Below are 14,772 nucleotides of genomic sequence, written 5' to 3'. Positions count from 1 at the left end.
GGAAGCGAGTGCTCGTGCTGAAGCCGGAATACGACAAGCGGGGCGGGCAAAGATTCGATGAATCGACGGGTGGCAGAATCAATGCAAGAAGGCTTCATCGTGCGCGCTTCTTCCTCAACGACGGCGTGTTTCCTATCGTAAAATGCTACCTCGATTATAGCGGATTGGGACGCGTGGCTTCACCTCCTACGCTGCCGCTGCCCGATCTTGGCGTGCGAGCGGCCGTTTGCCCTTGGTGGACGATAGGGGAAACCCCGATATGTAGGTTACGTGATACAGTCAACAATACATCTACAGGAGTACGGGACGCCGCAAAGAGAGGGTGCGGCGCCCCCTTGATATACGGGATTTCCCGTAGGGGAGGTGGATTACGTGAACCTCAGCCGCCGAAACTTCGTACGAGGCAGCGTGGTGTCCCTGGCCGCATTGGCGGCGGGCGCAAGCGCCTCTGGCTGCGCTGGTTCCGCCGAAGCCGATGTCGACGTCTTCGACACGGGCTACGTGCGACCGCCGGGTGCGCGCACCCCGGAAGACTTCGACGCCCGCTGCATCCGCTGCGGCAAGTGCATCCAGGCGTGCCCCTACGAATCGATCCACGCGGTGCGCAACGTCTTCAGCCTGCAGAGCTCCACGCCCTACCTCGACGTGCGCGCGAAAGCCTGCCGCATGTGCGAAGACCTGCCCTGCATCGCCGTCTGCCCCACCGAAGCCCTGCACCACCTCGACGACCGCCGCGACATCCGCATGGGCACCGCGGTCATCGACGAGGAAAGCTGCATCGCCTTCGACGGCATGCGCTGCGAGGTGTGCTACCGCGCCTGCCCCCTCATCGACGAGGCCATTACCATCGATTTCCGCGAGCGCCCGCACGACGCTCAGCATATGGTGTTCGCGCCGGTCATACACGAAGACACCTGCACGGGCTGCGGCCTGTGCGTCGAACGTTGCGTGACCGACGTACCAGCCGTGCACATCGTGACCGATATGGACGAATATCGGTCACGCGTTGACGCTGCCTCCCGCTAGGGACGGCAAAGGGAAGCCCCTGGCGGGGCAAAGGGAGAGAACAGGAAGAAGAAAGGGAAGAAAATGGAGATCACGAGGCGAAATTTCGTCAAGGCAACGGCGGTGTCGCTGGCCATGGCGGCTGCTGGCGCTGCGGGTGCCGGCGCCCTTGCCGGTTGCTCGAGCGAGAAGGGCAGTTCGGCCGGTGCCAGCAAAGACGGCACCACCACCTATACGGGCGTCTGCCGCTTCTGCGGCACCGGCTGCGGCGTCACGGTTCAGGCCAAGAACGGCAAGATCGTGTCGGTCGCCGGCGACCCCGACAACTGCTCGAACAAGGGCCTCAACTGCGTAAAGGGCTACTACCTGGGCGAACTGCTCACCGGTGAGGACCGCCTCACCAAGCCCCTCATCCGCGACGACGCTTCCACCAAGGGCACCGACGGCGGCCTGCGCGAAGCCACCTGGGACGAAGCCCTCGACCTGGTGGCAGACAAGCTGCGCACCCAGTGGAAGGACGACAAGAGCAAGATCGGCCTATGGCTTTCCGGCCAGCAGCCCATCACCGAAGGCTACCTCACCAACAAGTTCTGGAAGGCGGGCCTGCTTTCCAACAACGTCGACTGCAACGCGCGTCAGTGCATGGCCAGCGCCGTTATGGGCTTCATGAACATCTTCGGTACCGACGAACCGGCCGGCTGCTACGAAGACCTCGACCTGGCCGACACCTTCGTCACCTGGGGCGCCAATATGGCCGAATGCCACCCGGTGCTCTACTCGCGCTTCATGGCCCACAAGATGAGCAGCGACAGCGTGAAGCACTACGACCTCACCACGGTGAAGACCCGTACCTCGGCCAACGCCGACAAGGTGATGGTCTTCAGCCCGGGCAGCGACATCGCGATCGCCAACGCCATCTGCAACTACATCATCCAGAACAACCTCTACGACCAGCAGTTCCTAAACGACCACATCCAGTTCAAGCTGGGCACCGAAAACCTGGGCAACGCCTTCGACGACGGCTACGACAAGACGCCCGCCGGCGCTGCCGCCAACGACGTCACGCCTGCCACCTGGGACCAGATCGTCGAGCGTTTCGCGCCCTACACGCTGGAATACGCCTCGCAGGTTTCCGGCGTGCCCGCGGCCGACATCGAAGAGCTGGCCAAGGAATACGCCGACCCCAACCGCAAGATCATGACCCTGTGGACCATGGGCGTGAACCAGCACAACCGCGGTACGTGGATGAACCACTGCATCTACAACATCCACTTCCTGGTAGGCAAGATCGCAAAGCCCGGCAACGGCCCCTTCAGCCTGACCGGCCAGCCCTCGGCCTGCGGCACCGCCCGCGAGGTGGGCTCCTTCTGCCACCGCCTGCCGGCCGACCTTTTGGTGGCCAACGAACAGCACCGCCGCTATACCGAAGCCATCTGGAACCTGCCCGAAGGCTATCTCGACGCCATCAAGGCGCCGGGCATGCACACGGTCAAGATGTTCCGCGAGATGTCTAAGGGCAACCTCAACTTCCTGTGGAGCGCCCACAACAACTGGGCCGTGTCGATGCCCAATCTCACTCGCTTCCTGGGTCTGAAGGACGAGTACAAGGGTATCTTCAGCTGCTTTACGGTAGTCAACGAAGTCTATCCCACCAAGAGCACCCAGTACGCCGACGTGGTCTTCCCCGTGGCCATGTGGATGGAACGCGAAGGCCAGTTCGGCAACGGCGAACGTCACACCGCCGTCTTCGAAAAGGCCTGCGAGGCCCCCGGCGACGCCTGGTGGGACAACAAGGTCTTCCTGGAAGTCGCCCTGCGCGTGCTCGACGGCGAGAAGATCGGCGACGCCGACGCCTTCGACGCCCTGTTCGGCCAGATCTACGACAAGAACGCGCATGATTTCAAGAACGACATGCACGAAACCAACCGCCTGCTGTGGGAAGAGTACCGCACCTTCTCGAACCCCGACATGAACGACAAGGCCAAGGCCATCGACGCCAACGCCGACGGTAAGTTCGCCGGCCCCATGCACATGAAGGCCAAGCAGCTCGCCCCCTACGACGTCTACTTCGACCAGCACGACCTCACCTGGCCCGTGCGCGAGATCAACGGCAAGTGGGTGCCCACCAAGTGGCGCTTCAACGACGGCGGCAGCCAGGAAGACGGCTTCGACAAGATCGGCGTCGAAGAGATGGGCACGCCGGGCAAGTACGGCGACCTGTCCTTCTACAAGACGCCCAACCAGCGCCCCAGCTTCGTCTTCCGTCCCTACGAGCCGCCGGCGCAGGAGCCCAGCGACGAGTATCCCTTCTGGTTCTGCACCGGTCGTCTGCTCGAGCACTGGCACACCGGGTCGATGACCATGCGCATCCCCGAGCTCAAGCGCGCCGTGCCCGACGGACTTATCTACATGAACGCCCAGGACGCTTCCAAGCTCGGCATCGCCGACGGCGACCGCGTCAAGGTGAGCTCGCCCTACGGGTCGGTCGAAATCACGGCCACCACGGCCAACCGCTTCGACTGCTCGCCCGGCTACACCTTTGCCGCCTTCTTTGACGACCGCGTCCTTATCAACAAGATCGTGGAAGACCTCTACGATCCCATTTCCAAGGAATCGGACTTCAAGAAGACCTGCGTGAAGATCGAGAAGGCCTAAGGAGGGTACGAACATGAAATCGACGAACAAGCCCAAGATGCTCGTAGCGGGCGTCATAGTTGCCACGATGGCCTTCGGCTTCGCGATTGCCGGCTGCTCTTCGCAGCCCAAGTCGCTGGCCACCACCAACGACATCACCTATGCGGAAGGCCAGCCGCCCCTTATGCCGGCCAACGACCACCAGGGTCGCTGGGAATCCCTGGGCGTGAAGGGCTGCCTGGGCTGCCACGGCTACAATTCCGATGGCAATCCCACGAACGCCTATGCCACCCAGATCCCCGACGACCACTACGTGAACGGCGACCACAACGGCCAGCTGACGTCGGAACGCGAGCAGTGCATCCAGTGCCATCCCCTCGACGATCCGTCGACGCGCTAGCGCAGCGCTCGGACCCCGCATAACCAACCGGCCGGGCGGCGCGCAAGCCGCCCGGCCCCGTAAAGGAGCAATTTCAATGGTTATTTCGAGTCTTGTGGTCGAAACGACTCCGGGCAAGGTGCACGCGGTGGCCGAAGAGCTGGCGAAGATTCCCGGTGTCGAAGTACACAACGACGAAGGCTACAAGATCGTTGTGACCATCGAAACCGAAACCACGCGCCAGTCGCACGACGTCGCGGCTGGGTTCATCGGCATCCCGGGCGTTTCGAACGTGAACCTGATCTACGTGAATTTCGAAGACGACCCCGAACTGCAGGCGGCGTGGGAGCGCCGTCAACAGCAGAGTCAGAAGTAGCAGCGGCCCGCGTTGGCAGGGCCGTGTTTGGAAAGAAGAGGAGAGAGGCAATGGCGACCGAACGTAAAGGCAAAGGGCATATCTCGCTTGCCCGTCACGTCGTGCAGGTGCTCGTGCTGGCCTTGTTCTGCATTCCGCCGCTGGCGGTAGGGCAGGGGCTTTTGGGCGCCACGAGCGGCAGCGAAGAGCTTGCCCAGACTGCCTCGACCCTGCCCTTCTTCGGGTCCCTTTCGTCTTCGACCTTGGCGGGCCTGGTACTGGCCGACCCCTTCGCCGTGCTCGAGACCATCATGGCGAGCAAAGACGTGGTGGTGGGGGCTCTGGTGGGCGCGCTGCCCATTGTCCTGCTCTACGGCATCGTGCGCGGCCGCGCCTTCTGCGGCTGGGCTTGCCCGGTGAACCTGGTGCTCGAACCCCTTGACGCCCTGCGCGCTAAGTTGGGCATCAAGGTGCGCGAGCACGGGTGCCCGCGCCACGTGAAGCTGTGGGTGGCCCTGGGCGCCCTGGTGGTGGCCGCGGTTACGGGCCAGCTCGTGTGGGAAGCCGTGAACCCCATCTCCCTCTTCTCGAAGGGCCTGCTCTTCGGGTCGCTCACCGGCCTTGCCACCTTCGTGGGCATCATCGTGGTCGATCTGGTATGGGGCCATCGCGTGTGGTGCCGGGCCCTGTGCCCTCTGGGCGGCTTCTACGAAGCCTTGGGCACCGTGGGTACCGTGAGCGTGAAGATGGACTACGACGCCTGCATCCACTGCGACCGATGCAAGCAGGTCTGCCTGTGCGACCCCGAAATCCTCGATGGCGTGCTTTCGGGCGCTACCAAGCGCGTCGAAGCGGGCGACTGCATGCTCTGTGGCAAGTGCGTCGACACCTGCCCCACCAAGGCCCTGTCGATCGGCTTCGCCGCCCCCACCCGCACCAAGAAGGACTGAGTCAACAGGCTCAGGCTTGATTGACTCATTGGCCCCCTCTGGCATGCTCCATGCCAGAGGGGGCCTTTTCTTGCGCTACAAGTCGAGCAAATGGTGCTTGAGGGCAATGTGCACGAGCTCGGCGCGCGTGGTGATGCCCAATTTCGAATAGATCTTGCTCCGGTGGGCTTCGACGGTCTTCACCGAAATGAAGATCTTGCCGGCGATTTCCTTGTTGGTGTAGCCCTGGGCCAGAAGCGAGAAGACTTCCAGCTCGCGGTTGGAAAGCACCTGGTAGGGGTCCTTCTCGCCGATGGCGCCGTCGTGCAGCTTTTCGGTGAGGTCGGCGGCCATGCTGGGCTCGATGTAGACCCCGCCCGCGGCCACCTTGCGGATGCCGGCTAAAAGCACGTCGGTCGACGCGTTCTTCAAGATGTAGCCCGAAGCGCCCCCGCGCAGGGTGTAGAAGAGGTAGTCGATCTCTTCGAACATCGTGAGCATGATGATGCGCGTGTCGGGGAAGTCGCGCGCAATTTTCTCGCAGGTCACCAGCCCGTTTTCCCCGGGCGGCATGGAAATGTCCAGCAGGAGCACGTCGGGTTTCAGCTTGCCCGTCACCCGGTAGGCTTCGTTGCCGTCGGCGGCCGTGCCCATCACCTGCATGTCCTTCTGGGCGTTGATGATGAGCGCGAAGCCCTGCCTCACGACTTCGTGGTCGTCTGCAATCACCACGCTGATCATGCGCGGCTCCCTTCTTCATTTGCCAGCGGCACCTTCAACAGCACCGTGGTGCCGTCTTCGTTCGAACGCACCGTGAGCCTTCCTCCGATGATGCTCGCACGTTCGCGCATGCCCTGCAAGCCGCTCCCGTGGCCTTGTATCTGAGGCTGCTGGGCGTCGAACCCGCAGCCCTGGTCGTAGACGATCACTTCCAGCTGGCCGGCGTTGCGGTCGATCGCCACGTTCACCGTGTCGCTGCCCGAATACCGGCAGGCGTTGAGCATGGCTTCCTGGGCGATGCGGTAGGCGTGCGTTTCCACCAGTTTGGGGAAGCGGGCGCCGCCCGTGTTGTCGTCCACCTCGATGCGGGGGCCGTAGGTGTCGCGGTAGAGGTTGGCCTGGGTGCGCAGGGCGGGGCCCAGGCCCAGGTCGTCCAAGGCGAGCGGGCGCAGTTCCACCGAAAGATTCTTCAGGTCGCGCATGCAGCCGGTCAGTTCGGCCGTGGCCTGGTCGGCCAGGTCCTTCACGGCGTCGGGCGAGCTGGCGAAGGGAATCTGCCGGATCATCATCGACACGCTCAGCAGCTCTTGGCCGATCTCGTCGTGCAAACGGCGCGAGATGCGGCGCCGCTCCTGTTCCTGCGCTCGGTGCATCTGCATGAGGGTGATGTCGTCCACGGCGTCGCCGCCGTCTTCCATCGAACCGGACGCGTTGAGCGCCGCGAAGTTCAGCGGTTCGGCGCTTCCCACCGAAAAGCCGCAGATGCCATCGGCGAGCGAGGCGATCAGCGCGTCGAAGACGTCGGCGTAGGCGGGCGAAACCGAACGGAAGGCGCACAGCAGCACCCCGCGCACCGTGCCGTTTTCGAACAGGGGCAGGGCGCAGAAGCTGTGCAGGTCTTCGGCGAAGACGATGGGGTAGCTGGAATACTGGCGCGGGTCGAGCTGCAGGTCGATGTCGGTGGAGATCATCGCACGGCCCGATTTAAGCACGACGCCGCCCACGCCGTGGCCGGGCGAGAGCATGATGCGCTGGTAGCGCTTGCTGGTGGCGCCCGATGCCTGCACCCAGCGCAGGGCACCGCCTTCTGCGGGGGTGCTTCCGAAGGCGGCGAAATCGAATCCGAAACGGGCACGCAGGCCTTCGAGCGCGTCGGTGAAATCGGGGGCAGTCATAATCGGCCTTTCATTTGGGGGTGTTGGGGTAGGGAAACGAAGAACGCCACGGCGAGCAAAACGAGGCCTGCGGCGTCGAAGGCGATGAAGCGCGCGATAGAAGCGGAAAGCGCAGCGAGGTCGGGCCCCATGCCGGCGCGCAGGGCCGTTTCCCCTGCGAGCCCGAGGGCCTGCTGCGCCAGGATCACCGCGAAGCAGGCTCGATGGCGGCCAGGCTGGGCGATCACGGGCAGGTAGGCGGCGTTCCACATGAGGAAGAGGATGCCCACTGTTTGTACGAAGGCAAGCGCCCCGGGGCCTTCCACCTGGTAGGCGGGGGCGAAGGCGGCGGGAGCGACTATGAACTGCAGCGCGCATTGCACGTTGATCGCGAAGACCGCAGCCACCAAGGCGCGCGCGACCCACGGTGCTGCGCGGTGCGCGCGGGTAGTCTGTTTTGTTGCTTGGCTCATAGCAATTGATTATAGGGAGTAGGGCGGACGTCGGCGCGCGCAGGGAAGGGAATTTTCGCAAGGGGTCGCGGAATCGGCCGTCATCGTGGGTGCGCGCCCCGTGTGCAACGCTTGCGCGCGCGGCGGCGGCGCGCCTTGCCGGCCATCTCCGGCCGATGGGAGCGGATCATGTCTTTTCGGTTGCGTAAGAGGGGCCCCTGCGGCCAGGTGCGCGCTAAACGGTGTAAGCGCAGGTCATTGCCGTCAATCTTATGTAAAGAGCGTACAGAGCTTTCGTCGGTCCTTTGTTACCTTATCGTTTTCTGCATATAATGAAAAACTGCAGTGCAATGGTGTGTAGGCGGTTGATTCGCTTTCCTCATGCGCGTTCTGCAACGATGCGAACGGGTGCGGGGAAGGGCGCAATCGCATGGCGGCACATCTTCTGGGCAGGGAATCCGCAAGCCGGTGCCGGCCGAATTATTCGGGCGGGTCATTTGATTATGTGGATTCACCCAGAGGAAGGCCCCGCTCAAATTTACGTTGTATAGTGAGTTGTCGGCTCCTTTCCGCAGTACGCGCACAGGTGTGTGGTCGCGCGTATCGCCGCGGAGCCCGGTTTGCGTGTGGTTAAGCTTTCGCGGCGTTTGAAGTGGCCGCAATCAATGGGGAATGGTTAAACAGCTTCGATGGAATCTATAGACAATGCACTCCCTCGAATTTCGAGGGACGGGGGTATTCAGTGCTCCCGAACGTTGCGATGAAGTGGTGCTTGTGACGTCGCAGCAAGCGGTCGCGCTCATGGGGGAGCAAGCGACCGAAGCACAGATAACGCAGCCCGTTGCGGCTGCTCCATATGGTCAGGCGAGCTTGAGGGAAGTTGCCGGTTCGGAAGGTATGCCCGCTGGGGATCAGGACGCACTCTACGAAGGGCGTACCGTACATAGCGGGTGCGGCTACGATTTGAGTAGTGCGGCATCCGAACCCACCGAATCCGATGTTCGCGCAGCTCGCGTAAGGGAAGCGCTCGAGGGCGTTGACCTCGCTGGAATTGAAAAGCGCTATGGTTACCGGTTCGCAAAACGCACGTTCGATATCGCCTTCAGTGCGTTGATGATCGTGGGTTTCTGCTGGCTGTTCGCTCTTATCGCGGTTCTCATTAAGATCGACGACCCTAAGGGACCGGTGTTCTTCAAGCAGAAGCGTGTGGGAAAGCTGGATGCCAAGGGCAATCCGAAGTACTTCACCATGTACAAGTTCCGCAGTATGTGCGTCGATGCCGAATCTAAGCTGCCTGAACTCCGCGAATTGAACGAGAAAACTGGTCCAGTGTTCAAGATTGCCGACGACCCGCGTGTCACGCGGGTGGGGAAGTGGCTGCGCAAGCTGAGCCTGGACGAGCTTCCACAATTCGTGAACGCGCTGAAGGGCGATATCTCCATCGTTGGTCCGCGTCCTGCGCTTCCTGCCGAAGTTGCGACGTACAACGATTATCAGAAACAGCGCCTTCTGGTGAAGCCGGGTATCACCTGCTACTGGCAGACCCGCCGTAACCGCGATTCGATCACTTTCGATGAGTGGGTTGATTTGGACTTGTTGTACGTAAAGCAGTGCAGTGTCTGGGCGGACTTCAAACTTGTTGTTCAGACGGTGGGCGTCGTGCTTACGGCTCAGGGGAACTAAATAGGTAATTACAAATGACTAGAAAGTCTTTCGTGGAGGAAGCTGGAATGAAAATCGCAGTTGCTGGTACTGGTTACGTAGGGCTCTCCCTCGCTATCTTGCTTTCGCAGCATAACGAGGTCCACGCACTGGATATCGTTCCCGAGAAAGTGGAAAAGCTGCAGCGTTACGAGTCACCTATCCAAGACGACGAAATTGAGCGGTTCTTAGGCGAGGCAAAGGCGGGGGAGCGCGAGCTCAACTTGCACGTGACGCTTGATGCGGCTGAGGCTTATACGGGCGTCGATTATGCTATCGTTGCTACTCCGACGAACTACGATTCGGACCGCAATTTTTTTGACACAACGAGCGTTGAGGCTGCAATCGGGGCCATCCGCTCGGTGAACCCCACCGCTTGGATTGTCATCAAGTCGACCATCCCGGTGGGATACACGGCATCGCTTCGCGAGAAGCTGGACGACGAGCGCATCATCTTCAGCCCTGAGTTCCTGCGCGAGAGTAAGGCTCTTTACGACAACCTGCACCCCAGCCGCATTGTTGTGGGCGCTCCAAAGGACGATGTTGAAGCCGTTGCTGCGGCGAAGACCTTCGCGGAGTTGCTTGCTCAGGGGGCGGATCCTGCAGAGCTTGAACGTGTCAATGCTGACGGCACAATCGGTATTCCGCGGCTGGTGCTGGGTACCACCGAGGCAGAAGCGGTGAAGCTGTTCGCGAATACATATCTGGCACTTCGCGTGGCGTACTTCAATGAGCTCGACACATACTGTGAGGCACGCGGGCTTTCCTCGGCTGACGTCATCGAAGGCGTGTGCCTGGAGCCGCGTATCGGCAACTTCTACAACAACCCTTCTTTCGGCTACGGCGGATACTGCCTGCCCAAGGACACCAAGCAGTTGCTAGCCAACTATCGCGACGTGCCTCAGAATCTCATCGAGGCCATCGTGGCTGCCAACCGCACTCGCAAGGATTGGGTGGCTGAACAGGTGGTGGATCGAGTGATGGAGCTTGTCTACGAAGGAAAGCCTAAACCCACAGTGGGCGTGTACCGTCTTACAATGAAGAGCGGCTCGGACAACTTCCGCGCGAGCTCTATCCAGGGAATAATGAAGCGAGTGAAGGCCAAGGGTGTGCCCGTGGTGGTCTTCGAGCCGACTTTGGACGCGCCTGAGTTCTTCGGTTCCGAGGTGACGCACGACCTCGAGAAGTTTAAAGCGGACTGTGACTTGATTGTGGCGAACCGTTGGAGCGACGACTTGGCCGACGTAGCGGGCAAGGTGTACACCCGCGACCTATTCAAGAGAGACTAGGCGTATGGTTAAGTCACCAAAGGATATAAAGGTATGCTTTGCGGCGTCTTCTGGCGGACACCTAGAGCAGCTGTTGGCGCTTAGGTCCCTGATGGAGCGATACGACAGCTTCATCCTGACTGAGAAGACCGCCTATGACGCCAAGTTGCCCGCGCGTGCGTGCTACGTGCGCCAGGTGAACCGCCATGAGGCGAGCTTTCTGCCGCGCATGGCGGCCAACGCCGCGATCTCGTTTAAGTACTGGCTCGCCGAGCGCCCCGACGTGATTGTATGCACGGGAGTGCTTGCCACTGTCCCGTTCTGCCTTATTGGCCATGTGATGGGCGCCAAGCTCGTCTACATCGAATCTTTCGCAAAGACAGACTCCCCGACCATGACGGGGAAGCTCCTGAGCAAGTGCGCCGACCGATTCTATGTGCAGTGGGAGTCGATGCTGGATGTCTACCCGGGCGCCCGCTTCATCGGCGGCGTGTACTAGGGGGCCTCATGATATTCGTTACCGTTGGTTCCCAGAAGTTCCAGTTCGACAGGCTTATAAAGGCGGTGGACGCCCTCGTAGCGAGTGGTGCTGCCGAGGGCGGCGCGTTCGCGCAGACGGGCGCATGCACTTACGTGCCGGAGCACATGCGCCACGAGGCCTTCCTCGACCGCGAGGCGTTCCGCGCTCGCATGGACGCTTGCGACGTTGTGGTGACCCACGGCGGCACCGGCGCCATTATCGGGGCTGTGAAGGACGGCAAGAAGGTAATCGCCGTTCCGCGCCTGGCTCGGTACGGCGAGCACGTGGATGATCACCAGACCGAAATCGTCAGGCAGTTCGGAGAGATGGGTCTCATCGAACCATGCATGGATCCGGCCGATTTGCCCGCTGCCTACGTGCAGGTGCTTTCCAAGGACTATCTGCCCTACAAGAGTAATACGGCTCGGTTCTGCGCCGACCTAGCGGAATACATCGATGGCTTGAGGGATGACCGATGAACACCATGCTGAAGAACGCAGTGCTTGCTCCCTTCAACGTGCTCTACGCCGTGTCGCCCGAACTTTGCCTGAAGGCGCTGTTCCGCATCAAGCAGGGTTACGCGCTCGACCTGAAGAACCCCAAGACCTTCAGTGAGAAGATCCAGTGGATCAAGCTCTACGACCACAATCCCCTGATGCCGCGCTGCGCCGACAAGTACACGGTGCGCGGTTACGTGGAGGAGTGCGGCTGCGGGCGGTACCTCAATGAGCTCCTGTGGCACGGTAGCGACCCTGCGCAGATTCCATTTGACGAACTGCCCGAGAAGTACGTGGTTAAGGTGACTCACGGGTCGACCTTCAATATCATCGTGGATGGTAGCGAGCCTGTCGATCGCGACGAGGTCGTGCGCAAGTGTCGCAAGTGGCTCAAGGCTAAGTTCCTGCCGTGCTACGGCGAGTGGTTCTACGGCCGCAGTGGCGGTGTGGAGCCGAGCGTTGTTGTGGAAAGGTTTATAGAGTCCGATGGCGACAACGGCTTGGACGACTACAAGGTGTTCGTGATGAACGGTAAGGCCGTTCTCACGCTTGTGTGCACGGGGCGCACCGCGAACGCGCACTACGAGGACTACTACGACATGGATTGGAACCTGATTGAGGGCTGCGATATGGGCGAAGAGCGCTCGGGCAGGACTATCCCTAAACCCGCGTGCTTCGATCAGATGATCACGGCGGCTGAGTCTCTTGCGATGCCCTTCAACCATGCTCGCGTCGATTTCTATATCGCCGGCGGCAAGCTGATTTTCGGTGAGATCACGTTCACGTCGGGCTCCGGTTTCGACAGGTTCCACCCCTACGAGTTCGACTTTGAGCTGGGGAGCAAGCTTGCTCTTCCCGCGGCCCGACCTTCTGGAGCGTCAAATGAAAGATAAGTTTTTTACCCGCCTTTACTCGCTGTATCTGTTGATTTACCGCTTCGTAATGCGGCAAGTCTACATTCGTATCGATCGGGACAGGGCCAAGGGTTGCGCCGCGATTAGGCCCGAGGACAAGCGTGCCATCTACGACTACTGGAAGCGCTACGGGCTGAAGCCGAAGCTCGACGACTACCGCCTCTACGCGGACCGCGGGCTCAAGCCTGAGCCGGGTCTGATTTCGACAGAGATCTGGACGGGGGTTATCGAGCCGAACCACAACGCGCTCAAGTACTGTGGGGCCTTTACTGATAAGAACTACTTCGACCTCGTGCTGGGTCGGGAGAACACCCTCGACACGGTCGTGCGCTGCATATCGGGCAGCTTGCTCGACGGGGGCTATCGCCCCGTAACCGCGCAGCAGGCGGCCGATTTGCTCATAGACGGCACCGACTACATTCTTAAGCCGACCATCGAATCGGGCGGCGGACGCGACGTTTCCAAGGTTAGTGGCGCTGATATGGACGTCGAGCAGATTGAACGGGCGCGAGCCGATTTTGGCGGTAACTTCTGCGTTCAGAAGATTTTTAAGCAGCACGAGTTTTTGAATTCCTTCAATCCAACCTCGGTTCAGTCAGTTCGTGTGGTGTCCGTGTTTCTCGACGGCAAGGTGGACATCCTTTGCGCGTCTATGAGAATAGGTAAGGCAGGAAGCGTCGTGGACAATTTTGTTTCTGGCGGCTACGCAGTGAGTATTGACGTGGCCACAGGCACAATCGGCGACAAACTCGTAGATCATGACATGAAAGTCTACACAGCCCAGGAGGCTGGGATGAAGAGGGGCGGCGAGCGCATCCCGTTCTGGGAGGACGCGAAGCAGCTCGTGCGCGATTTGCACCCGAGGCTTGCCCACTTTGGAATAATCAGTTGGGACGTCACCCTCGACGAGTCGGGCACCCCGAAGATCATTGAGTACAATCTTATCGATTCTCTCATCGATTGGCATCAGATTTTCATTGGGCCGATTCTGGGTGACGAGGAGGCAGAGCTTCTCCCCAAGCTCCTCAAGAAGAACCCCTACATCTAGGTATGGCGATGAAGAAGAAACAGCTTGTAATTCTTGCCAACAAATATCCCAACGAGTTCGATCCGAACATTAACGTGTTCACCCAGCAGACCGCGTGGACCTTTGCTGATTTGGGCTATGAGTGCGTTGTGGTGTGTCCCTCTGCGGTCAACCTGAATAAAATCAACCGAATGCTGCCTCCTGAAACCATTGAGGCGACGGAGCAGGGCAACAGCGTGCGTATCGTGCGTCCCCACTACCTGAGCATGGGCCAAAGACCTGGTCCTTTCAACAAACAGCGAGTGGCGTTCACTGTTGCGCACTACATTGGCGCTACCGAAAAGGCCCTGCGTAATTGTTCCATCGACCCTGCATTGTTCTTCGGGGAGTTTCTTTGTCCCTGTGGCGTTGCCGCAGCAAAGTTGGGAAAGGTGATGGGGGTTCCCTCGTTCTTCCAGCATGGCGAGGCGCTTTATTATGGAGACAGGTACTTCGGAAACGATTCCCTCAGGGAAAGCTTACTCGCTAACCTCACGGGCGCTGTGGCAGTCTCGACCCAGAATAAGGGCTATCTTCTTGATGCTGGGATTCTGCCCGCTGAGAAGATTGGAGTATTTCCGAATGGATGTAGAGGAGATCGGTTCTATCCTCGCGACAGGCGTAAGGCGCGTCTTAAGATGGGCTGGCCCGAAGATCTATTCGTAGTAGGTCTAACCGGAAGTTTCGATGAGCGAAAAGGTGTCATGCGGCTTAAGAGTGCAGTTGAGACGATGGACGGTGTTTACTATGCCTGCGCTGGAAAGGGTCCGCTTGATCCGTCTGGAGCCAAATGTCTTTTGTCTTCGCCCATCGACAATGCAGATCTCCCCTGGTTTCTCTCTGCGTTGGACGCCTTCGTTCTTCCTACGCAGAATGAAGGATGTTGCACAGCTACTGTCGAGGCCATCAGCTGCGGGCTGCCTATTGTCTCTGCTGATCGAAGTTTTAACTATGATATTTGCGACGAAAGTAACTCGATCCTCGTTGACCCTAACGACATCAGCTCGATAACAGCTGCCATTGCTCGTTTGCGCGACGACGATGAACTGCGCGCGCATTTGGCCAAGGGGAGTCTTGACAGGGCGTCAAGCCTTGATTTGAAGAAGCGTGTTGCCTCGATTGTCGAGTGGATGGATGAGAAAACTGGTGGCGCGGTCGCGTCTAGTAAAAGGGCGTAA

General features: G+C 60.2%; 15 protein-coding genes. 12 read left to right on the top strand and 3 right to left on the bottom strand.

Going from position 1 to position 14,772, the window contains the following annotated elements; translation table 11 throughout:
* Positions 1-372 precede the first annotated feature (372 nt).
* The 5 genes from BN3270_RS07085 (at position 373) to BN3270_RS07065 (ending at position 5,323) form a co-directional block, all read left to right on the top strand.
* A complete protein-coding gene (locus BN3270_RS07085; RefSeq protein ID WP_271711955.1) occupies positions 373-1,026 on the top strand; it encodes a 4Fe-4S dicluster domain-containing protein in 654 nt (217 codons plus the stop codon).
* 63 nt (positions 1,027-1,089) lie between these two features.
* On the top strand, positions 1,090-3,660 hold the full coding sequence (locus BN3270_RS07080; protein WP_058986423.1) for a molybdopterin-dependent oxidoreductase: 2,571 nt from the start codon (positions 1,090-1,092) through the stop codon (positions 3,658-3,660).
* Positions 3,661-3,673: 13 nt separating this feature from the next.
* Positions 3,674-4,039 carry a nitrate reductase cytochrome c-type subunit gene (locus BN3270_RS07075; RefSeq protein WP_058986422.1) on the top strand — a complete coding sequence of 122 codons (366 nt, stop codon included), beginning with the start codon at positions 3,674-3,676 and terminating at the stop codon, positions 4,037-4,039.
* Positions 4,040-4,115: 76 nt separating this feature from the next.
* Positions 4,116-4,394, top strand: a complete 279-nt coding sequence (locus BN3270_RS07070) for a chaperone NapD (RefSeq protein ID WP_058986421.1) — start codon at positions 4,116-4,118, stop codon at positions 4,392-4,394.
* 50 nt (positions 4,395-4,444) lie between these two features.
* Complete coding sequence (locus tag BN3270_RS07065) at positions 4,445-5,323, top strand: 4Fe-4S binding protein (RefSeq protein WP_058986420.1); 879 nt, start codon at positions 4,445-4,447, stop codon at positions 5,321-5,323.
* Positions 5,324-5,398: 75 nt separating this feature from the next.
* On the opposite strand, the gene BN3270_RS07060 is transcribed toward BN3270_RS07065, so the two are convergent.
* Genes BN3270_RS07060 through BN3270_RS07050 form a run of 3 tightly spaced genes read right to left on the bottom strand, consistent with a single transcriptional unit; the run spans position 5,399 to position 7,649 of the window.
* A complete protein-coding gene (locus BN3270_RS07060) occupies positions 5,399-6,043 on the bottom strand; it encodes a response regulator (RefSeq protein WP_058986419.1) in 645 nt (214 codons plus the stop codon).
* Entirely contained in the window at positions 6,040-7,197 is a 1,158-nt protein-coding gene (locus BN3270_RS07055) for a GAF domain-containing sensor histidine kinase (RefSeq protein ID WP_058986418.1), read from the bottom strand. The genes BN3270_RS07060 and BN3270_RS07055 overlap by 4 nt, the downstream gene beginning before the upstream one ends.
* On the bottom strand, positions 7,194-7,649 hold the full coding sequence (locus tag BN3270_RS07050; protein ID WP_058986417.1) for a hypothetical protein: 456 nt from the start codon (positions 7,647-7,649) through the stop codon (positions 7,194-7,196). Before BN3270_RS07050 ends, BN3270_RS07055 begins: the two co-directional genes overlap by 4 nt.
* Before the next feature lie 684 nt (positions 7,650-8,333).
* Here BN3270_RS07050 and BN3270_RS07045 point away from each other — a divergent pair.
* From BN3270_RS07045 to BN3270_RS07015, 7 genes are read left to right on the top strand one after another with little or no spacing between them, the layout of a single operon-like run.
* Complete coding sequence (locus BN3270_RS07045) at positions 8,334-9,311, top strand: sugar transferase (protein ID WP_271711954.1); 978 nt, start codon at positions 8,334-8,336, stop codon at positions 9,309-9,311.
* Positions 9,312-9,358: 47 nt separating this feature from the next.
* Positions 9,359-10,618 (top strand): nucleotide sugar dehydrogenase, encoded by a 1,260-nt coding sequence (locus BN3270_RS07040; protein ID WP_058986416.1) that lies wholly within the window; start codon positions 9,359-9,361, stop codon positions 10,616-10,618.
* A gap of 4 nt (positions 10,619-10,622) precedes the next feature.
* Entirely contained in the window at positions 10,623-11,096 is a 474-nt protein-coding gene (gene pssD, locus BN3270_RS07035) for a PssD/Cps14F family polysaccharide biosynthesis glycosyltransferase (protein WP_058986415.1), read from the top strand.
* 8 nt (positions 11,097-11,104) lie between these two features.
* Entirely contained in the window at positions 11,105-11,596 is a 492-nt protein-coding gene (gene pssE, locus BN3270_RS07030; protein ID WP_058986414.1) for a PssE/Cps14G family polysaccharide biosynthesis glycosyltransferase, read from the top strand.
* A complete protein-coding gene (locus BN3270_RS07025; RefSeq protein ID WP_058986413.1) occupies positions 11,593-12,507 on the top strand; it encodes an ATP-grasp fold amidoligase family protein in 915 nt (304 codons plus the stop codon). Before pssE ends, BN3270_RS07025 begins: the two co-directional genes overlap by 4 nt.
* Positions 12,497-13,576: a sugar-transfer associated ATP-grasp domain-containing protein gene (locus tag BN3270_RS07020; RefSeq protein WP_058986412.1), complete on the top strand. Its 1,080-nt coding sequence runs from the start codon at positions 12,497-12,499 to the stop codon at positions 13,574-13,576. Before BN3270_RS07025 ends, BN3270_RS07020 begins: the two co-directional genes overlap by 11 nt.
* Before the next feature lie 8 nt (positions 13,577-13,584).
* The gene (locus BN3270_RS07015) at positions 13,585-14,772 is read left to right on the top strand and encodes a glycosyltransferase (protein ID WP_271711952.1); all 1,188 of its coding nucleotides are present in this window, start codon (positions 13,585-13,587) and stop codon (positions 14,770-14,772) included.

Source organism: Hugonella massiliensis, from assembly GCA_001486445.1.
Classification (GTDB): Bacteria; Actinomycetota; Coriobacteriia; order Coriobacteriales; family Eggerthellaceae; genus Hugonella; species Hugonella massiliensis.
Note: the sequence above shows the minus strand (reverse complement) of the source record. Positions and strands in the feature narration are given on the sequence as shown.